19 protein-coding genes and 1 pseudogene are annotated in these 20,659 nt (G+C 49.8%); all 20 read right to left on the bottom strand.

Going from position 1 to position 20,659, the window contains the following annotated elements; genetic code table 11:
* Window positions 1-39 precede the first annotated feature (39 nt).
* Entirely contained in the window at window positions 40-690 is a 651-nt protein-coding gene (gene cas4, locus Q3O06_RS10260; RefSeq protein WP_301818750.1) for a CRISPR-associated protein Cas4, read from the bottom strand.
* A gap of 16 nt (window positions 691-706) precedes the next feature.
* The gene (cas7c, locus tag Q3O06_RS10255; protein ID WP_301818748.1) at window positions 707-1,573 is read right to left on the bottom strand and encodes a type I-C CRISPR-associated protein Cas7/Csd2; all 867 of its coding nucleotides are present in this window, start codon (window positions 1,571-1,573) and stop codon (window positions 707-709) included.
* Window positions 1,574-1,584: 11 nt separating this feature from the next.
* Complete coding sequence (gene cas8c / locus Q3O06_RS10250) at window positions 1,585-3,366, bottom strand: type I-C CRISPR-associated protein Cas8c/Csd1 (protein ID WP_301818746.1); 1,782 nt, start codon at window positions 3,364-3,366, stop codon at window positions 1,585-1,587.
* On the bottom strand, window positions 3,363-4,037 hold the full coding sequence (cas5c, locus tag Q3O06_RS10245) for a type I-C CRISPR-associated protein Cas5c (RefSeq protein WP_301818744.1): 675 nt from the start codon (window positions 4,035-4,037) through the stop codon (window positions 3,363-3,365). Before cas5c ends, cas8c begins: the two co-directional genes overlap by 4 nt.
* Before the next feature lie 137 nt (window positions 4,038-4,174).
* Window positions 4,175-5,140 (bottom strand): caspase family protein, encoded by a 966-nt coding sequence (locus tag Q3O06_RS10240; RefSeq protein WP_118792314.1) that lies wholly within the window; start codon window positions 5,138-5,140, stop codon window positions 4,175-4,177.
* Between the two features lie 7 nt (window positions 5,141-5,147).
* On the bottom strand, window positions 5,148-5,540 hold the full coding sequence (locus tag Q3O06_RS10235) for a TIR domain-containing protein (RefSeq protein WP_118792315.1): 393 nt from the start codon (window positions 5,538-5,540) through the stop codon (window positions 5,148-5,150).
* Between the two features lie 173 nt (window positions 5,541-5,713).
* Window positions 5,714-7,996 carry a CRISPR-associated helicase Cas3' gene (gene cas3, locus Q3O06_RS10230; protein ID WP_301818743.1) on the bottom strand — a complete coding sequence of 761 codons (2,283 nt, stop codon included), beginning with the start codon at window positions 7,994-7,996 and terminating at the stop codon, window positions 5,714-5,716.
* 304 nt (window positions 7,997-8,300) lie between these two features.
* Window positions 8,301-9,935: a CTP synthase gene (gene pyrG, locus Q3O06_RS10225; RefSeq protein ID WP_301818742.1), complete on the bottom strand. Its 1,635-nt coding sequence runs from the start codon at window positions 9,933-9,935 to the stop codon at window positions 8,301-8,303.
* A 111-nt stretch (window positions 9,936-10,046) separates the two neighbouring features.
* Entirely contained in the window at window positions 10,047-11,717 is a 1,671-nt protein-coding gene (locus Q3O06_RS10220; protein ID WP_301818741.1) for an AMP-binding protein, read from the bottom strand.
* 70 nt (window positions 11,718-11,787) lie between these two features.
* Window positions 11,788-12,891, bottom strand: a complete 1,104-nt coding sequence (mnmA, locus tag Q3O06_RS10215; protein WP_101141137.1) for a tRNA 2-thiouridine(34) synthase MnmA — start codon at window positions 12,889-12,891, stop codon at window positions 11,788-11,790.
* Between the two features lie 124 nt (window positions 12,892-13,015).
* Window positions 13,016-13,489, bottom strand: coding sequence for a copper chaperone PCu(A)C (locus Q3O06_RS10210; protein WP_101141133.1), 474 nt, complete (start codon window positions 13,487-13,489; stop codon window positions 13,016-13,018).
* Window positions 13,490-13,627: 138 nt separating this feature from the next.
* Window positions 13,628-14,011 (bottom strand): diacylglycerol kinase, encoded by a 384-nt coding sequence (locus tag Q3O06_RS10205; protein ID WP_002235063.1) that lies wholly within the window; start codon window positions 14,009-14,011, stop codon window positions 13,628-13,630.
* Window positions 14,012-14,169: 158 nt separating this feature from the next.
* Window positions 14,170-15,126, bottom strand: coding sequence for a glutathione synthase (gene gshB / locus Q3O06_RS10200; protein WP_021437483.1), 957 nt, complete (start codon window positions 15,124-15,126; stop codon window positions 14,170-14,172).
* Between the two features lie 92 nt (window positions 15,127-15,218).
* A complete protein-coding gene (locus Q3O06_RS10195; protein ID WP_301818834.1) occupies window positions 15,219-16,907 on the bottom strand; it encodes a glutamine--tRNA ligase/YqeY domain fusion protein in 1,689 nt (562 codons plus the stop codon).
* Window positions 16,908-17,018: 111 nt separating this feature from the next.
* Window positions 17,019-17,792, bottom strand: a complete 774-nt coding sequence (locus Q3O06_RS10190) for a DeoR/GlpR family DNA-binding transcription regulator (RefSeq protein WP_301818739.1) — start codon at window positions 17,790-17,792, stop codon at window positions 17,019-17,021.
* A gap of 42 nt (window positions 17,793-17,834) precedes the next feature.
* A complete protein-coding gene (locus Q3O06_RS10185; RefSeq protein ID WP_301818738.1) occupies window positions 17,835-18,737 on the bottom strand; it encodes a LysO family transporter in 903 nt (300 codons plus the stop codon).
* Window positions 18,725-19,036 (bottom strand): hypothetical protein, encoded by a 312-nt coding sequence (locus tag Q3O06_RS10180; protein ID WP_301818736.1) that lies wholly within the window; start codon window positions 19,034-19,036, stop codon window positions 18,725-18,727. The genes Q3O06_RS10185 and Q3O06_RS10180 overlap by 13 nt, the downstream gene beginning before the upstream one ends.
* A 238-nt stretch (window positions 19,037-19,274) precedes the next feature.
* On the bottom strand, window positions 19,275-19,598 hold the full coding sequence (locus Q3O06_RS10175) for a DUF6572 domain-containing protein (protein ID WP_301818735.1): 324 nt from the start codon (window positions 19,596-19,598) through the stop codon (window positions 19,275-19,277).
* A 143-nt stretch (window positions 19,599-19,741) separates the two neighbouring features.
* A pseudogene (locus tag Q3O06_RS10170) lies at window positions 19,742-19,854 on the bottom strand (IS1595 family transposase); the annotation flags it as partial.
* Between the two features lie 31 nt (window positions 19,855-19,885).
* Window positions 19,886-20,347, bottom strand: coding sequence for an Imm42 family immunity protein (locus Q3O06_RS10165; protein ID WP_301818734.1), 462 nt, complete (start codon window positions 20,345-20,347; stop codon window positions 19,886-19,888).
* Window positions 20,348-20,659: the final 312 nt, after the last annotated feature.

Below are 20,659 nucleotides of genomic sequence, written 5' to 3'. Positions count from 1 at the left end.
TTCCTTGTATATTACTCAAAATATTGCACTAAAACAAGATTACTCCCCAAACAACCCCGCCACATACCCCACACTCCTATCCCGTTTCCCCAACAACTCCGGCTGGCAAATCTCCACCAGCGAGCAGGCTTTGCAGCGTTTGCCGTAGTCGGGCGGCAGGGTTTGGCCGCTGTTTAAAAGTTCGCGCACGGCGGTGATGGTGGCGAGTGTTTGGGCGCGCAGGTCGTCTGAAAACACGATGGGGACGCGGTGGCGGGTTTGCATATACCACAGCGCGCCCTCGGGGATGGTTTGCCCCGTCATTTCTTCCAAGCACAAGCCTTGGGCGCAAAGCTGGATTTCGTCCATCGGGTCGGGTTTGGGCTTGCCGCGTTTGTATTCCACAGGTTTCAGATGGCCTGTTTTCATGTCCACTTCCACCAAATCCAACACGCCGCTGATGCCCAGTTTCTCCGCAGACACATGCACCGTCCGCTCAAAGCGCACGCCCTTGCGCGTTTCCGGCTCGCCTGAATCCACCCGCTCATGCAGCGCCTTGCCCTGCGCGGTTAAATAATTCTCCGCCCACGCCTGCTCGTTGTGAATCAACGCGCATTGACGCGGGCAGAAGGCGTAGTGTTGCAGGGCAGAAAGGGGAATCAAGCGCGTGTCCTGATTTTCCCCTTGGTTTTCGGTTGAAAGTGCGGTCATTTTTTCAAACGTTTTTTTACAGCAACTCTTCCACACTCACGCCATTGAGGCCGTCTGAAACCACGCTGATTTTGTAATCGCCAAAACCGCTTGCAGGCGTACCTGATTCGCCGTTTACACGTTCGACTTTCACGGCGTCAAACAATTTATGTGCAGGCTGGCTGCCGAGTGCGTTGTCGTGTTTGAAAACGATCAGTTTGCGCGCTGCCATTTCGCCACGGGCGGCGGAGCGGTCGTGTTCAAACATCAGCATCAGGGCTTGCCAGAGTTTGGCTAAATCGTCGTCTGAAAAACCGGTTTTGGCGGCAAGGTTGGCGGAGATAAAGCCATGCACGCGGTAGAGTGCGTAAGGGACGATGTATTTGCGCCCCATGGTGCGTTCTTTTTCCAAGTCTTTTTCATTGGTTACTGCCATGCGGGTGATGGAAACTTCCAGCGGCACAATCGGGTCGATGGATTGGGCAAACGCTAGTTGCACCGGGCCGCGCACTTGTCCGCTGTTGACTTCGGTGGTCATCACCGCACCGAAGGTGCGGATATCGAAGAAGTTTTTACACATCCAAGCGGTAATGTCGCGGGCTTTGGCTTCGTCTTTTGGCAGTTTTTTGGCTTCAGATTCAATGCCAAGCGCTTCATAAGCGCGTTTGTTTTGCAGGTTCAAGACGCTTTTTTCTTTGACGTAGATTTCATAACCGGCTTCGTTTTCGCTGCTGATTTCCACAAAATTACGGATTTTGCGTTTCAAACAGACATCGGTTACCAAGCCTTTGCTGGATTCGGGATCAAGACGCGGCATATTGCCCGCATCGGGATCGCCGTTGGGGTTGCCGTTGGTGACATCAAAAAAGTAAACAAATTCATAGCGGTTTTGAATGGCAGACATTTTCTGGCTCCTTAGTTTTCAATGGTTTCAGCAGTTTCTTTTTTAGCAAAATAGCTTTGTTTTTGGTGGTAATAGCCGATGGCGAAGCGGCCTTGCTCGTCAATGCTCAAATGGCGTGGAAAGGTTCCGGGCAGTTTGGCAATGATTTCGCCCAAATCTTTATCCAAATTCACCGCCATACCGGCTTTGTCTTTACGCAAGCGCGACAAATGGTGTTTTGCACCCGACAAAAGGCGCGGAAAAACGGAAAACGGCACGGCAGATGCAGAGCCGTAGTAGCGGTCAGCGATGCCGGCATTTAATTCGCCCAACGCCTGATATTGAATGCGCTCCAACACGGCAAACAGCCGCCCTAAAAGATAGGCGCGATTCGGGCTTTCATTGTTCAAACTCATAGGAACTCCTTCTTCGATAAAACCTTTTCTAAAACGCCGCTCTAATACGGCTTTCATCATTGCCACGCGCAGGCCGTTCACGTCGCCGTCGGCGCGGATTCGGGTAATCAGTTGCGACAGCAAACTTAAGGGGTACGGCGTGCCGCAAATCACGGCGCGGGTCATTTCGCCTGCCAATACGGGCGAGATGTTTTCGCTTTTGCCCAATACGGCAGTTTGCAATAAGAGTCGCCAAATTGACGGCGGCGTTTTCCACGCGCAAGGCTCAAGGGCTAAATCTTGCCAATGCTGCGCCAAATTTTCCGCCAACTGCCCAAACGTGGTGTCCAGCCAAAACCGAACAGAAATCCGCGCGGCATTGGGGGCAAGCCCTAAGATGTAAAAACGGGTATTGGGAGAGAGTTCGGGTGCAATTTCTTGCAGCGGACGGCCTTTGTTACTTATTTGTTTCAATACGTTGAAAACTTTGGCGCTTTCTTGTTCATCATCCGGCGGCGTGAACACTTGCGCGAAGAAGCCCTCGGCAGCCTGCGCCGTTGCGCTATCATCCGCTTCCGCCCAAAAGACCGTGCTAGCATCGCCGATGGTCAGACAGTGATTATTTTCGCGGCGCAACAGATAGTTCAGCGCGGTGGTGTAGGCAAAGGCGGATTGTTCGGAAACGGGCGCATTTGCGCCTTGCTCTTTTCCGAAAGAGGCAAAGGCTTCTTTGTTAAACGAGATAATCGAGCCGCCCGAGCTTTGCCCGCCAAATACGCCTTTAATCGCCGGATGCAGCCGTGCAATCGGCGCGGTGTCGCCGCTAATCAAGCACAAACCTTCAAGCGCTTCGTCGCTTTTCAGGCAGCCTGCCCACAAAGTTTGCGCGGCTTCGCGTTTATGGATAAGTGCGGTCGGTTTTTCAAGAGAAAATGCGATGTTAGCATCGAGCATTTCGGCAGGCAGGTTTTCGACAGTAAAATGTGCAGGCTGCCAGTTTTGCAGAAAACGGCATAAGGCTTGCAAGCCTTCATCGTCGTTTTCTTGCAGTAAATCAAGATGGTATTGCTTAAAGGCTTCAAAGGTTTTTTCAGACGGCGTAAACGGTTTTTCTTTCGCCTCGGCTTTGTTTTTATTGGCTTCCACGCCAAGCGCGTAGGCGGTTTTATCCCACAAAAAATTCGGCTTGATGCCCGACGTGCGTTTTTCAGGGCGCGGCACGCTCATCAGCTTTGGCTGCGGCTTTTTATCGACAGTCAGATTCGGCACAACGGTTTTCAGACAACCTTCTTTATCCAATACCAAAATCCAGCCGATTTTCTCCTCGCTAAAGCCATAAGGTGGTACTTTCGGATTGCCCATTTCATCGTTTTCCGCTGCCAAACGGCGGTAATAGCGGGCAAGGGACGCAAGAATCATGCTTTCACCTCCTCGGCGTAAAACGGCGGCACATCAATCACGCCATCTTTCATTTCAGCGCGGAAAAAATGCGGCGTGTTTCCGTGGTCAAAATCAATATCGTGCAACATCCAGCCTAAATCTCGGTTTGCCTCGCTTTCCGATAATGCCGACAGCGGCAGCGGTTCACCCTCGTCAATCAACGCAAAATCGGCAGGAAACTCACGCACGCCCAAACAAGGCTGCTGAAAGCATTGCCCCTTTTTCGCGCGGCGTTTGAACATCTCGATATGCTTAGTAACGGTCTCATCCGCCCCCGCTTTTGCCGTCAGCACCGCATGGGCTTCAATCACATAAGCCACGTCTTTAAGCACCGTCGCCGCGCGCTGCTGGCGGTCGTCTTCAATCAGCGTATATAAATCGGCAACGCTCTTACGCTTCATCGCACCGCTGACCTTACCCGCCGAAATCTTGCCGCCCAACTCATTGCGCCGCACCGACTCAAACCGAATCGGCTTTAACACATAAATGCGGTCAATCACCCACCGAATCGCCGGCTTCCAATGCACCGCCGCCAAAATCCCGCGCGCCGCCGACGGCGTGATGACATCATAAGACACCCGCTCCACCTTCATCTCCGGACGGGTAAAACAGGCATAATCGCCCCAAATATGTAGGCGGATTTGGTTCATTTGGTTCTCCTTTTGGTTGTACACACGCCCCTTCATAAAGAAGGGGCGGATTAGCTGACTAATCTAACTACTTTAGTTTCAATCCACGCACGGTTAAGTGCGAAAAGTTTTCAGATAATTTTGGCTATGCCTAAAACTTAAAATCGTCCCTTTTGTGCCAAATCTCTGTAATATTCACCAATCACTGTTAGTCTACATCCAGTTGAGTTCATTGCTGCAAAGTACATATGTTCAGCGTCAACAGGTTCTATTAAACTATGCCTATTACATAGCTGAAGCTGTCTGAAAATTTCCGTGTTGCTCTCATTTGCCTCCCCTGATGTAGGTTCATAACTAGGATCTAATGGGTAAATACTTCCTGAAGAAGAAAACCATTTAGATAGATTTCTTAATACCTCTAAAGGCACTCTTGGTGTTGTGTCTCTTAAGGATAAGAATTGCGATACATTCGTCTTAAATACAGGTCTTTGCTCCCAAGCATCTAAGGCATTATCCACAAAAGCATAAACACTACTTGGTGTTATCTTGCCTAAAATATTCCCTGCTCCACCATGTAAGGCTTCCAGCATTAAACCAGTAAATAAACCATGTCCTGAACCATCTTCTACTGCATATTCATTTTCTTTGCATGCAGTCAAAATAGTTAATCCTTCATCAAGAATGCTAGAACCACCTCTTAATATAGAAGACTTCCCAGCACTGCCAGATTGACAACAATCCAAAATAATAATGGTGTTCTGTATTTTTTTATTTTCTCTAGCTATCGCTAAAATATCCTCTATTCTTATTCCATTATCGTCTTTTTGAGAAAAATTTTGAGGAATAATAAATCCCGTATTTATATCTTCATCAAAAAAACCATGCCCTGCAAAATAAAACAATGCGACTTCTAAACTACCTTGGAATAACTCTTTTATCTTATCCATAATAAATGTTTTAGATAAATTAGTCCCAGGACTTACAAAAACCTGACTACTAAAATTTGGTCTGCCATCTGCATGTCTTGATAGGACTGCACTCATTTGCTGGGCATCATTAGCACAACCATTCAAACCACCAATATTGTCATATTGGTTAATTCCTAAAAATAGTGCTTTTCTCATACAGTTCTCACTTAGTTAGTTTATCAATAGCATTAACAATAGATAAGGTATTCCAACCACACACTATATCCGCAGCATTTTTTACTACAGTCGAAGTACGTTCTGCGCCGTAAGGTCCAACAGCAATTATTGGTTTATTCCACTTCTTAGCTAATTCGATTTCTTTGTTTATCCAAGTACTATATGTGGAATAAACCCCAGCCATTATGATAACAACTGAAGACATCATTATTTTTGATTCAATTCTGGATGCGAGTTCCTTATCTGTAGAAAATAAAATTGGTTTAGTAGATGGAACAGAGTAATCTCGATACACATATCCCCTGTTCGCCAATAGCTCAGTTAATCTTTGATATTGGTTACCATAACTCCATGAATGACTAATAAATAAATTTGCCATGCTTTTTTCCATTCTGATTGATTAAATTTAGACTGCTATAGTTGAATATAGCGCTTCACAATACAAGTCAAGTTAACCACTCGAATAGCTTAACTTAAGGTGCATTTTAGCCTTCCACTTTATGAAAGTCCACTATTTAACTTCTAAAGAAGTTAAATAATTTTAAATTAACCTCAAAACACCAAATTCTCCCCCTTCAAAAACGCCGTATCCTCCCAAGAAAGCCCTGCCACTTCATCATACAAATCCAGCCCGATCAGCGTATAAAACTGTTTGCCGAAGTTTTTCTCGTTAATCGGTTCGATACGCCCTGCTTTATATAAAGCAGCGAGGGCTTTTTCGGGGATTTGGACGGTGTAGGGTTGCAGTTTGCGTAGCAGACTGCCGATATGGTCGGCGTGGTGCAGGCTGCTGATGAGGTTTTCGGCCTCTTTGTCGAACGGAATAATCAGCGGCTGCATATGGCTTTCGATCATGCGGAACTTGTCGGCGATGGTTTGGAATGGGAAATCGAGGCTTTGCCCTGCATCGTTGTGCATTTTCAGGATTTTTTTATTGTCCAGTTCGCTGCCTTTTAATTGATAAAGCTCGGCGAAGTAGGCGGCGACGGCTTGGGTAGATAAGAGATCGTCTGAAAAGCTGTCGGCGGTCAGGCGCATAACGGCGGCTTGGGTAGCAAGTTCGGGCGGGGCTTTCCATTGTTCTTCGGGCGCGAATATCCATACAAAACTGTTTTCAGACGGCCTTTTGCCGTCGCGGTTGCAGCGTCCGGCGGCTTGGGCAACGCTGTCTAGGCCTGCTTCGGCGCGCATCACCAGCGGAAAATCCACATCAACGCCGGCTTCGATTAAGGAGGTGGCGATAACGCGGCAGGGTTCGCTGTTTTTCAGACGGCCTCTGATTTCATCGAGTTTTTGGCTGCGGTGTTTGGCGCACATTAGGGTGGTCAGGTGGAACGTGCCGTCAAGGTGTTTGGCTTGGTCGTACAGGCTGCGGGCATGGCGGCGGTTGTTGACGATGACGAGCATTTGCGGGTGTTCGCCAAGTTTGGCGAGCAGGTCGGCGTCGGTTTGTGTGCCGATGTGTTGCACGGTGGTGCGACGCAGTTTGTCGAAAAGTGCGGTCGGTTTTGGGGCTATTTCGCGCACGTTTTCAAAGCCGCGATAGAAGCCGTTTTCGGCTTGCACGGCAGGCTGGGTGGCGGTGCACATGACGACAGAGCAATGATAGTTTTGAGCCAATTCCTTGATGGCTTGCATGATGGGCAGCAAAAGATTGAGCGGCAGCATTTGCGCTTCGTCGAGAATGATGACGGAGCCTGCGATGTTGTGCAGCTTGCGGCAGCGCGAGGAGCGGTCGGCAAAGAGGGATTCGAAGAATTGCACGGCGGTGGTCACGACAATCGGCGCGTCCCAGTTTTCCGAGGCGAGGCGCAATTTGTCTTTGGTAGCCTCACCTTGCAGTTTGCCGTCGTCGAAAGTGCTGTGGTGTTCCAACACAGCTTGTTCGCCCAATTCGCCAAAGGCTTTGCGAAACTCGGCGGCATTTTGTTCGATGATGCTGGTAAACGGAATGACGTAAATCACGCGTCGTATACCATGCCGTTTGGCGTGTTCCAGCGCGAATGCCATGGAAGTGAAGGTTTTGCCGCCGCCGGTCGGCACAGTGAGCGTAAACAGCCCTTGCGTTTGTGCTGCTTGTTCTACGGCATGATCGAGAATTTCACTACGCAGGCGATTTAAGGCAGCATTGCGTTTTTCGGCTTCAGTTTGCTCTGAAGCTTGGGCGATACGTCGTCTGAAAGCGTTGATAAATTGATTGAAATTGTGTTGTAAGGCGTTTAAATCGGGATAACCGCCGCGCTCGACGGCTTCGTTTTCTAGGTTTGAATAAAAGGCTTCGGTGTCGAGATAATCGGCATCTACCAAGCAAGAATAAAGCATTCGGGTGAAAAAAGCGTAGGAGAAAAAAGGATGATGCGCGTCGGCTTTGAGTGGCGGTGCAGACAGGGTTTGAGGGAGCTTGATTTCTTGTTGCCACAGGTTATCGAGGGCGGGAATATCTGCACCAAATTGCAACGCCAAACGATCCTTTAACGTGCGGCGGTTATCGCCTTCACCGTTTCCATTTGCCAACCCAGCATGGTGTCCCGCAATGCAAAACGCTATCAGCTTGCCGATAACCTTTCCCCAACGCTCGACAGCAATTTTGGCTCCGGCAGTAGCATGATCAACTGATGGGCCACCATGCAATCGGCGGTCAAATGCTTCCGAATATTTCCCTAAGTCATGAAGCTGTCCCGTTTGGCAGGCAATTTCCTGCGCACCAAATACCTGAGCAAACTCCGCCGCCATTTCGCTAACATTTACCGAATGGCTTTGCAAGGTTTGCCAGCGTTCGTAAGGCAAAAGGTTGCAGAATTGGCCTTGGGCGGAATGAGCATAATAAACCTTCATCTAAACTCCTTATTTTTACAATTAAATTTTGATATTCCAAATATATCAACTCAAAACCATCATCCCCATCAAACTAAGCAAAACTGATTTTTAAAGCTATTTCCTGTCAAAACCGGACTTGCACGACTATAAAAACAATAATCTTGAGTTTCACGCCCCGCTTAACAATATTCAGTTGGTAAATATTAGATAAAACCATAAAAATTAAATTGATGGCTTTTATAATCCCCGATTTGCGAAAATGCCGTCTGAAAGTCTTCATTCAGGCTTTCAGACGGCATTTTGATCATCAAGTAACGCTTTATCAGGCTTTTTTATTGTTCAACGCGGCTTTGACAAACGCGGTGAACAAGGGATGCCCTTTACGCGGGTTGGATGTGAACTCAGGATGGAACTGGCAGGCGAAGAACCAAGGGTGGTTCGGCAGCTCGATGGTTTCGACCAAGCGTTCGCGTCCGGCGGATACGCCGCCGATAACCAAGCCTGCTTTTTCCAACTGAGGAACATAGTTGTTGTTGACTTCGTAGCGGTGGCGGTGGCGTTCGCGGATATGTCCGCTACCGTAGATTCTGGCGGCGAGGCTGCCTGCTTTCAATTCGACTTCTTGCGCGCCCAAACGCATCGTGCCGCCCAAATCGGCGGATTCGTCGCGGGTTTCGACGCTGCCGTCGGCAGTTTGCCATTCGTCAATCAGGGCAACGACGGGGGCGGCGCATTTGAGGTCGAACTCAGTGGAATTCGCACCTTTCAAACCTGCCACGTCGCGGGCGTATTCGATCAGCGCAATCTGCATACCGAGGCAGATGCCCAAGTATGGCACGTTGTTTTCACGGGCGTAGCGCACGGCGGCGATTTTGCCTTCCACGCCGCGCGAACCGAAACCGCCGGGAACGAGGATGGCATCCATATCTTTGAGCATAGAAACGTCGCCGTTGTTTTTCTCGATGCTTTCGCTGTCAACAAAAGTGATTTGTACGTCGGTTTCAGTGTGAACACCTGCGTGTTTCAAGGCTTCAATCAATGATTTGTAGGATTCGGTCAAATCAACGTATTTGCCGACCATCGCGATTTTGACGGTGTGTTTCGGGTTTTGGATGGCGTGGACGATTTTTTTCCACGCGGTCAAATCCGCCTGCTGCACATTAAGCTGCAACTGCTCGGTAATGATGTTGTCGATGCCTTGGTCGTGCAGCATTTCGGGGCATTCGTAGATGCTGTCCACGTCGTAGCTGCCCACAATCGCGCGTTCTTCCACGTTGCAGAACAAGGCGATTTTGCGGCGTTCGTCCGCAGGCATTTTCCTGTCCATGCGGCAAATCAGGATGTCGGGTTGCAAACCGATGCTCAACATTTCTTTAACGGTATGCTGGGTCGGCTTGGTTTTGATTTCGCCTGCGACGGCGATGTAGGGAACGTAGCTCAAGTGGGCGAACAGGGTGTTGTTGCGTCCCAACTGGCTGCGCATCTGACGGATGGCTTCCAAAAACGGCAGCGATTCGATGTCGCCGACCGTGCCGCCGATTTCGACAATCGCCACATCGTAACCTGCCGCGCCTTCGTGGATGCGGCGTTTGATTTCGTCGGTAATGTGCGGGATGACTTGAACCGTGCCGCCCAAATAGTCGCCCCGTCGTTCTTTGGCGATAACGTTTTCGTACACCTGCCCCGTGCTGAAGCTGTTGCGGCGGGTCATCGTGGAATCGATAAACCGTTCGTAGTGTCCCAAGTCGAGGTCGGTTTCCGCGCCGTCGTCGGTTACGAACACTTCGCCGTGTTGGAACGGGCTCATCGTGCCGGGATCGACGTTGATATAAGGATCGAGCTTGAGCATGGTAACGTTCAAGCCGCGCGATTCGAGGATGGCGGCAATAGAAGCGGCGGCGATACCTTTACCCAGTGAGGAGACAACGCCGCCGGTTACGAAAATGAATTTGGTCATGATGGAATACCCATGTTGGAATGCGTGATTTTAACGTGAAGCGCGCGGTTCTGGCAAACGGACGGATGCCGTCTGAACGGTGGACGGCTGTTTTCAGACGGCATCTTTTCTTTATTTCCCGGTACTTTGCCGCAACTCGCGACGCAGAATTTTACCGACGTTGGATTTTGGCAGTTCCTCACGGAATTCAATGTTTTTCGGTACTTTATATGCGGTTAATTCGGTGCGGCAAAAGGCGATAAGTTCTTCTTTGGTCAATGACGGGTCTTTTTTGACGACGAATACTTTGAGTGCCTCGCCGGTTTTTTCGTCGGGAACGCCGATACAGGCGACTTCCATCACTTTGCCGTGATGCGCGATGACTTCCTCGATTTCGTTCGGATAAACATTGAATCCGGAAACAACGACGAGGTCTTTCTTACGATCGACCAGCTTCAACCAGCCTTTTTCGTCCATCACGGCAATATCGCCGGTTTCCAAAAAGCCGCGCGCGTCTATGGCTTTGGCGGTTTCTTCGGGACGATTCCAGTAGCCTTGCATCACTTGAGGGCCTTTTACCCACAATTCGCCCGGCTGCCCGACGGGGACTTCTTTGCCGTCCGACCCGCGCAGTTCTACTTCGGTGGACGGGACGGGCAAACCGATGCTGCCGCTGTATGACTCGATGTTTAAGGGGTTGCAGCACACGCCGGGGCTGGCTTCGGTCAAACCGTAGGCTTCGACGATGGGCGTACCGGTGATTTTTTTCCATTTTTCGGCAACGGCTTTTTGGGTCGCCATACCGCCGCCCAAAGTCAGTCGCAATCCTGAAAAATCGACTTCGGCAAAATCAGGACGGTTAACCATCGCGTTAAACAGTGTGTTTACGCCGATAAATACATTAACCCGCTGTTTTTTCAGTTCTCCGATAAAGCCTTTCATATCGCGCGGGTTGGTAATCAGGATGATTTTCGAGCCGGCATTGGCAAAAATCATCAGATTCACTGTCAGGGCGAAGATGTGGTACAGCGGCAGGGCGGCGATAACGGTTTCTTTTCCCTCGCGCAACTGGTTTTTAATCCATTCTTTTGCCTGAAGCATATTGGCGCAGATGTTGCCGTGGCTCAACACCGCGCCTTTGGCAACGCCCGTCGTGCCGCCCGTGTATTGCAACAGCGCGGTATCTTCGCGGTTTAATGCGACAGGTTGGAAAACGTGCTTCGCTCCCTCTTTCAATGCCGTCTGAAAGGAAACGGTTTCCCGAATGCGGTATTCGGGCACCATTTTCTTGATTTTTCGGATGATGAAATTAATCAGCGAACCTTTAAGCAGTCCGAACATTTCGCCGACGGAGGCGACGATGACGTGTTTGATCTGCGTGCGCGGCAGCACCAGCTCCAGCGTGTTGGCGAAATTTTCCAAAACGATGATGGCGGTCGCGCTGCTGTCTTTCAACTGATGCTCCAACTCGCGCGGTGTATAGAGCGGATTGGTGTTCACCGCCACCAAACCTGCCTGCAAAATACCGAAAAGGGCAATCGGGTATTGCAATACGTTCGGCATCATAATGGCAACACGTTCGCCGCGCGGCAGCTTGAGGACGTTTTGCAGATAAGAGGCGAAATCAGTCGCCAGTTTGCCGGTTTCGGCATAAGTAAGCGTTTTGCCCATATTTTGAAAAGCGGGCAGCCTGGCAAATTTTTCCACGCTTTGGCGGAATACATCGCTGATGGAATTGTATTGCGTGATATCGATTTCGGCACTGACGCCCTTCTCGTAACTGTCTAACCAGATTTTTTCCATAGGTATCGGTCTTTAAAGTGGAATTGAGCGGAACAATGCCGTCTGAAAACCGTTTCAGACGGCATAAGTTTTATCGTGTGATGATGACGGGTTTGTCGGTCGTTTGGATGATACCGCCGCCCAAACAGATGTCGCCGTCGTACAGCACGGCAGACTGGCCCGGCGTAACCGCCCATTGCGGTTCGTCAAACACCAGCTCGGCGGTTTCTTCATCCAGATAACGCAATTCGCAAGGCGCGTCTGCCATACGGTAACGCGTTTTGCAGGTATAGCGTCCTGCCTTCGGACGTTCGGGCAGCGTGAAACTCAAATCGTTCATCACAAGGCTGCGGGTATAGAGCAGCGGATGGTCGTGTCCTTGCACGACAATCAGTTCGTTTTTCGTCAAATCTTTAGCCGCAACAAACCACGGTTCGCCCGCGCCGCCGATGCCCAAACCTTTGCGCTGTCCGAGCGTGTAGAACATCAGCCCGACGTGTTCGCCGACGGTTTTCCCTTCGGGCGTAACCATTTTGCCGTTGTCGGTCGGCAGGTATTTCTGCAGGAACTCGCGGAACGGACGCTCGCCGATGAAACAGATGCCCGTGCTGTCTTTTTTGGCAGCGGTCGGCAGTTTGAACTCGGCGGCAAGGCGGCGCACTTCGGGTTTTTCCAAACCGCCCAACGGGAAAATCGCGCGTTCGAGTTGGAAAGGCTTGAGGCGGTAGAGGAAATAGCTTTGGTCTTTGTTTCGATCCAAACCTTTGAGCAGGTAATGCACGCCGTTGCGGACTTCTTTGCGCGCATAGTGGCCAGTGGCGATGGTATCCGCGCCCTGCCCTACGGCGTAGTCCAAAAAGCATTTGAATTTGATTTCGGCATTGCACAACACATCGGGATTCGGCGTGCGCCCCGCACTGTATTCCTTTAGAAAATAAGCAAAAACTTTGTCTTTATATTGCGCGGCGAAATTAACGATGTCGATATCGATGCCAACAATATCGGCAACGGCGATGGCATCGAACGAATCCTGTTTGATGCTGCAATATTCGTCATTGTCGTCGTCTTCCCAGTTTTGCATGAACACACCGCGCACTTGATAACCCTGCTGCTTGAGCAGGGCGGCGGTTACGGAAGAATCGACACCGCCGGAGAGCCCGACGATGATATTGGATGGGTTTGATGTCGTATTCATACGCAGGATGGCTTGGAAACGGCGGTTTTTAAAGGCAGATTTTAACACATTTTAAAGGCGGTCATAAAAATGCCGTCTGAAAGCCCGGGCTTTTTCAGACGGCATTTCAAATATTTTCAGCAGATTAGTGCTGATGCGCTTCGCCGTGGTGATGACCGTGGTTCATTGCCGGCATCGGCGCGGTTTTGACTTCCAGTTGGACGGTTTGCGCTTTGGCGTTTTTAAATTTCAGGGTAACGGGAATTTTATCGCCCTCTTTTAATTGTTTTTTCAAACCCATAAACATCACATGATAGCTGCCGGGTTTGAGTTCGGTAACGGATTTCGCTTCCAAAGGCACGCCGCCTTCGACTTCGCGCATCCGCATCACGCCGTTGTCGTTGATGTGGGTATGCACTTCGACACGGTCGGCAACGGGGCTGCTTCCGCCGAGCAAAAAGTCTTGTTTGGCTTCGTCGTTGTGGATTTTCATGAACGCGCCGCCCATTTTCATACCTTCGACGGTGGTGCGCGCCCAGCCGTCCTCGACATGGACTCCGGCGGCGGAAACCGCGCCTGCCAAACCTGCCATCATCACGGCTGCCAATAATTTTTTCATCTTTCTGCTCCTTTAATATCAGACGGGGAATGTGCTTAATCTTACATACAAATACTGCCCGAAAATTTGATATAGATTAAGCGAATAATAAATACCATATACTAATCCTAAAGGATTACAAATCCTGCTGAAAGCGTTTTACCCGAACAGGGCGGACAGCCAAACCGCCGCCAACATCAGCATCGCGAACAGTTGTGCGGCAGAACCTGCGTCTTTGGCGCGTTTGGCCAGCTCGTGTTTTTCGGTAGAAGTATGATCGACTGCGGCTTCGACGGCGGTGTTGAACAGTTCGACAATGACCGACACAAAAGACGCGATAATCAACGGCAGGCGGACGGCGGTTTCGGAAACCCAAAAAAATGCCGCGCACACCAGCAGCGCGTTCAGCCACAAAACCTGACGGAATGCCGCTTCGTAACGGTAGGCGGCGGCGATGCCGTCTATCGAATAGCCGAATGCGTTAATGACGCGCCTGATGCCGCCTTTGCCTTTTTTTTCTGCCGCGTAAGAAGAAGGTTCCATCGGTATCCTTTCAAAATGTCCTCAATATATGCCGTCTGAAAACGGGGCGGCGGGGTGTCCGTACGGTATTAAGCGCATCCCTGCCGGCTGAGAGAAAACCCTGCCTGCCCAATCAAACCAGGCGGTTGTGAAGCAAAAGCCTTTCAGACGGCATCGGTTTAACGTACCGACCACGCGGCAACGGCATCGGCAAACATTGCCGCCACATCGAAACCTTTTTGTTTCATAATTTCTTGGAATCCGGTCGGGCTGGTTACGTTGACTTCGGTCAGGTTGCTGCCGATAACGTCCAAACCGGCCAGCAGGATGCCGCGCCGTTTGAGTTCGGGGGCGAGCGTTTCGGCGATTTCGCGGTCGCGTCCGCCCAATTCCTGCGCCACGCCGCGCCCGCCTGCCGCAAGGTTGCCGCGTGTTTCGCCGTTTTGCGGAATACGCGCCAAAGCATAGGGAACGACTTCGCCGCCGATAATCAGGATGCGTTTGTCGCCGTGGACGATTTCGGGAATGTAGCGTTGCGCCATAATGGTGCGGGAATCAAGCCGCATCAGGGTTTCAAGGATGCTGCCGATGTTGGGGTCTTTTTCGGTCAGGCGGAAAATACCCATACCGCCCATACCGTCCAGCGGTTTGACGATGATGTCGCCGTGTTCTTTCAAAAATGCGCGGACATCGGCGGAACGGGTCGTTACCAGCGTAGGCGCGGTAAAGCGGCTGAAGTTCAAAATCGCCAGTTTTTCGTTGAAGTCGCGCATCGCCTGTCCGCTGTTAAAAACCTTCGCGCCCTGCTGTTCCGCCAGCGTCAGTAATTGGGTGGCGTAGAGGTATTGCATATCGAACGGCGGATCGGTACGCATAATCACGGCATCAAATGCTTTCAATGCCGTCTGAACTTTGTCGGCGGCGGCAAACCAGTTTTTGTCGTGGTCGTCTTGTGCGCCGAGAAACTCAAAAGCAGACGCATCAGCAACCACCAGACCGTTTTTAACCGACAATCCGCTGCTCAAGGTATGAAACAGCCGCCAGCCGCGTTTTGCCATTTCGCGCATCATCGCGTAGGTGGTGTCTTTATAGGTTTTGAAACTTGCCATCGGGTCGGCGATAAAGAGGACTTTCATCATATTTCCTTTCCGGTGTGCCGAATGTGCCGCATTTCGCGGGTAAAGGAGAAATGCCGTCCGAACAATATTCAGACGGCAAGTATGGGTTTTTACTTAGGTTGCCAAGAATCTTTCAGCGTAACCGTGCGGTTGAACACCGGCGTGTCTTTGCCGTGTTCTTTGCTGTCGGTAACAAAATAGCCGATACGCTCGAACTGCCAACGGCTTTCTGCCGGCAAATCTTTTGCGGCAGGTTCGGCGTAGGCAGTGATTTCCTTGATGGATTCTGGATTAAGGAAATCGGTAAACGGCAGGTATTCGCCGTCTTCGCCGCGCACGGCATCGGGACGCTCGACAGTAAAGAGGCGGTCGTACAGGCGGACTTTGATTTCGGCAGCGTGTTCGGCGGAAACCCAGTGAATCACGCCTTTGACTTTTCTGCCTTCGGGATTTTTGCCCAAAGTGTCGTGGTCGATGCTGCACTTAAGTTCAAGCACATTGCCTGCCGCGTCTTTGACGACTTCATCACACTTGATGACATAGCCGTGGCGCAAACGCACTTCGCCGCCGGGAATCAGGCGTTTGAAGCCTTTGGGCGGATTTTCGGCAAAGTCGTCGGCTTCGATGTAGATGGTTTGTGAAACAGGTACTTCGCGATCGCCCATTTTCTCGTGGTTCGGATGGAACGCGGCACGGCGGCTTTGGGTTTTGCCGGCTTCAAAGTTGGTCAGGGTGACTTTGAGCGGATTCAAAACCGCCATCAGGCGTGGCGCGGAGTTTTCCAACTCTTCGCGAATCGCACCCTCCAACACGCTCATATCGACCACGTTTTCCGATTTAGAAATACCGGCGCGTTTGGCAAACAGCCGCAGCCCTTCGGGCGTGTAACCGCGGCGGCGCATACCGGAAATGGTGGGCATACGCGGATCGTCCCAGCCGGAAACGTGTTTTTCCACAACCAACTGATTCAATTTCCGTTTGGAGGTAATGGTGTACAAAAGTTCCAAACGGGAAAACTCGTATTGGCGCGGACGGGTGGCGTGCGGCGCGGGGATGTTGTCCAACACCCAGTCGTACAGCGGACGGTGGGCTTCAAATTCGAGCGTACACAAGGAATGCGTGATGCCTTCGATGGCATCGGAAATACAATGCGTGTAGTCGTACATCGGGTAGATGCACCATTTGTCGCCGGTGTTGTGGTGATGGGCGCGGCGGATACGGTAAATGACCGGATCGCGCATATTGATGTTGCCTGCCGCCATATCGATTTTCAGGCGCAGGGTTTTACTGCCGTCTGGAAACTCGCCGTTTTTCATGCGCGTGAACAGGTCGAGGTTTTCTTCGATACTGCGGTCGCGGTAAGGGCTGTTTTTACCCGCCTCGGTCAGCGTGCCGCGGTATTCGCGCATTTCTTCGGGCGTTAAATCATCGACATACGCTTTGCCGTCTTTGATTAAGCCGACGGCATAGTCGTAAAGCTGGTCGAAATAATTGGAAGCGAAACGCGGCTCGCCCGCCCAATGGAAACCAAGCCACTCAACGTCTTCTTTGATGGCGTTGACGTATTCGTCGTTTTCTTTTTCAGGGTTGGTGTCGTCGAAACGCAGGTTGCACAAGCCGTCGTAAATATACGCCAAACCGAAGTTCAGGCAGATGGATTTGGCGTGGCCGATGTGCAGGTAGCCGTTAGGTTCGGGCGGGAAGCGGGTTTGGATGGCTTCGTGTTTGCCGCTTTTTAAGTCTTCTTCGATGATAGTGCGGATGAAATGGTTGTCCGCGAATTGGTCTTTATTGAGCATAGTTTTCTTTGAACAGATGGCTTCAGACGGCATTGGGGCGGTTCCGTATGCCGTCTGAAGCGGTTTGATGATGTGTTTATTGTACCCGACTTGCGCGCTTTGACATAGCGTTCAGACGGCATCGGCAATCAGGCATTCGACCCCCGCCTCTTTTAGCATCTTCTGCATCGCGGTATCGGGCAGCCGGTCGGTAAATACTTTATCAAACGCCGTAATGTCGCCGAGCCTGACCAGCGCGTTGCTGCGGAATTTGCTGTGATCCACGCCGAGGAAGCGGACGCGCGCGTTGGCCATCATCGCCTGCATCACGCTGACTTCTTTGTAGTCGTCGTCCAAAAGCGAACCGTCGCTTTCCACACCGTGCGTGCTCATCACGGCATAATCGACTTTGAACTGGTTGATAAAATCGACGGTCGCCACGCCGGTAATGCCGCCGTCCAAAGGACGGACAACGCCAGAAGTGATAATGACCGTGTAATCCGTCCGCGCCGAAGCAATCGAGGCGGCGTGGATATTGTTGGTAATCACCCTCAGGCTGCCGCGCCGCCTGACCAGCTCCGACACCACAGCCTCCATCGTCGTGCCGATACTGACAAACAGCGACGAACCGTCGGGGATGTGTTCCGCAATCAGCCGGGCAATGGCGTTTTTTTCGTTTTGACACCGGGTTTGCCGGTCGGCAGGCAGACCCTCCGGCAAGTTTCCGCCCGAAGATGCGCCGCCGTGATGGCGTTTCAGGCTGCCGCCCTCCTCCAACTCGCGGATGTCGCGGCGTATCGTCTGCGGGGTAACGTCCAATGCGGCGGCAAGCTCGTCCACCGACATAAACTGATGCCGGCGGACAAGGCTTAAAACCTCTCCGTGCCTTTGGATTTTCGGTTTCATATGTTTTTATTTCATTTCCTACGAATGTGGATTTTACCGCGCTCAGCCCAGTGTGGAAAACACCACCATCAGAAACGGGGCGGCAATGTTGACCACCACGCCGAAGCCGACCGCCGTCGGCACGACTTCCAAACCGCCCGCACCCTGAATCACGGGCAATGTGAAATCCATACTGGTCGCGCCGCCAACCCCCACCGCCGCATCCGGAAAACGCTTCATCAGCAGCGGGATAAATGCCAGCGCGAACAACTCGCGCGCCAAGTCGTTCAACAGCGCGATGCTGCCCCACACCGCGCCGTAAGCCTCGGTCATTACCAAACCCGAGAGGGAATACCAACCGAAGCCGGAAGCCATCGCCAAACCTTTCGCCCACGACACGCCGTCTGTCGAAACGGCAAACAGCAATCCGCCCGAAAGGGATGAAAGCATAAACCAGACCGACAACCGAATACCCCTGCGGTTGACCAAAACCTGCCGCAACGATACGCCGCTGCTTTTGAGCTGTACGCCGATGAGGAGCACCAGCAGCATCAGACAATACATACCCGCGTTTTCAGACGGCATCCAAATATCGCGCATCAGTTTGCCGGATGCAAATCCGAGCAGCACGCATCCGAGCTGCCCCACACTGCCCGACACACCGACCGAAACGCCCTTCCCTTTCCCCTTTATCCGCCACGGGAATAACTTTCCCAACACTGCCAAAGCAAGCAGGTTCGCCCCGACCGTACAAACAAACAGCCACAGAACCGTCAACGCCATATCGTCCAACCGCGAACCCAAATCCTCCACGCGCGACAACGATACGCCGATCAGCAGCAGCACAGCATACACCAAGACCGACAGCACCTTATCCAAAGCGGGCAGGTAAGGCTTGGGCACACGGATAAAAAATCCGGCAAACATCGGTATCAATACCGAAAGCAATGTAATTAAGCTGTCCATCTACTGCCTCCAATATATCGCGCCCCATCGTCGGAACGAGCCACTTCTTTGACCGACCCGTTTGACCGGCGGGCAAAAGGACTGTTCATTTTCATTACGACTCCTTCAAAGGCAGCGCGTTCAAGAGTCCTCCCCTCTTCAAGCGCGAAGGAAAAAGACGCCGGACGCAGGTCTTCAAAATAGAAATCCGCAGGCGAAATCAATATACCTTCCGCCATTTCAAGGGCTTCGAGAATATCGCACAAGGCAACCGCAAAACCGCCTTTTCCTGCGGGCGTAAATTTTGCGGGGCGGTACATTCTTCAACCTTTCTGCAAATCCTTGCGGGCTTGCCCTTGTTTTAAACCGAGCTGCTTTTTGACATCCTAATATTTACTTTCTTAACCATAGCATAAATTCCTCAGACTTATATATTTTAGTATAAGTATGACTTAAGGGATATGGTGCCGCGTGTTACGATTTGCTTCTTTTTAATTTTAGGGTTTATATAAGTTATGGCTTGCCTGGGCTCGAAGTGATAAAGAGAGTATTTACTTTTCAACTATAAAAATATGAGATAGTTCCATGGGAAAACCGTAATTTAAGTTTTAATAGAGCACCTTCTAGGTGATATAAAAATTTTCTATAATTTTCATTTGGTTTATATTTATATATAAGCTGTATTTCAATAGTCTCATAGCTACTTTCTCCAAAATCTTCAAAAATTTGACCTGATTCAATATATTGAATATATGAATTTATTTTTTCTTGCAATAAAAACAAATGCTCGTTATCCCATTTTAAATGATCAGAAATAGTTAATATGAGTATTCCGTTTTCAATAGAGGCTGAATCAATTACGTTCTCTTCCAAAATAGACATTATCTTTTCCTTTCAGTGGTAACTTTAGTAGGTTTAATTTTGTTCTCCTTTGGATAGCCCGGTTTTCCCTTACCGACCACTGTTGCTCCCGTTCTTTCAATTTCAGGAAAAGCTTTTTTCTGATTTTTGGTAAGTGGCGCAGTTATTGAAGCCTTATATCGGGCGGTAACTTCCAGCACAAAAAAAGCGGAGTAGTTCTTTCTGTATTTTTTTCTTTAATCTTCAGTACATTATCTTCATGTTTCGAGGGTAACATATCTGCTAATCTAGTACAGTCTCAAAATATATTATAGATTCAATTGAAAAATAACAGATTCAACTGTACCTTTCTTATACCTGATTTCTTTAAAGTTTTTCCCATTGTCAAAACTATAAAAAAGTCTCTCTTCCTCACCAGAATATCCCATTTCTAATACTAAACAATCTATTTCACAATTACTCCCTCCACTCATATATGCAGTATCAATAGAAAATATATTGCATAATTCCAGAGAATTATATTTATCTATATCAAATAGTTGCTCTCCAAAATCCAAACCATTGTTTCCACCTGCATAATACTTCTCTTCAAAAGATGATTTCAAACTATTAAAAACTGTATTTAGTGTAAAATACTCATATGGGCATATCTTAGGATATATATTCTCTCCTATTATTATCTGAATTTTACCATAAATAAAACCATTACATTCAGAGTTTTTTTCCCATAAAATCCCAAATTTTCTTGTTGAGTCCATAATAATATTCATATAAATCCTTATTTTAATAACTTGTTCTTTGATTGATCGGGGTATGCTTTTTTAATTCCTGCTTTTTGTTGACTTGTTAAGGACAAGGGATTTTTCTTATCGGATGTAGAACCCGCCCAATGCCAAGGTTCATTTTTCCTATCGCCCCCCATATAACGATGAATATGTCCTTTATCATCAATTGCAAATCGCTGTTTACCAATTTGTACTGAGCTCTGATGAATCCCCTAATGATTTTTATCAAAATCATTAAGTTAAGGTAGATACACATCTTGTCATATGATCAAATGGTTTCGCCAAAAATCAATAATC

Origin of the sequence: Neisseria maigaei (assembly GCF_958267405.1) — a bacterium.
Lineage (GTDB): Bacteria > Pseudomonadota > Gammaproteobacteria > Burkholderiales > Neisseriaceae > Neisseria > Neisseria bergeri.
Note: the sequence above shows the minus strand (reverse complement) of the source record. Positions and strands in the feature narration are given on the sequence as shown.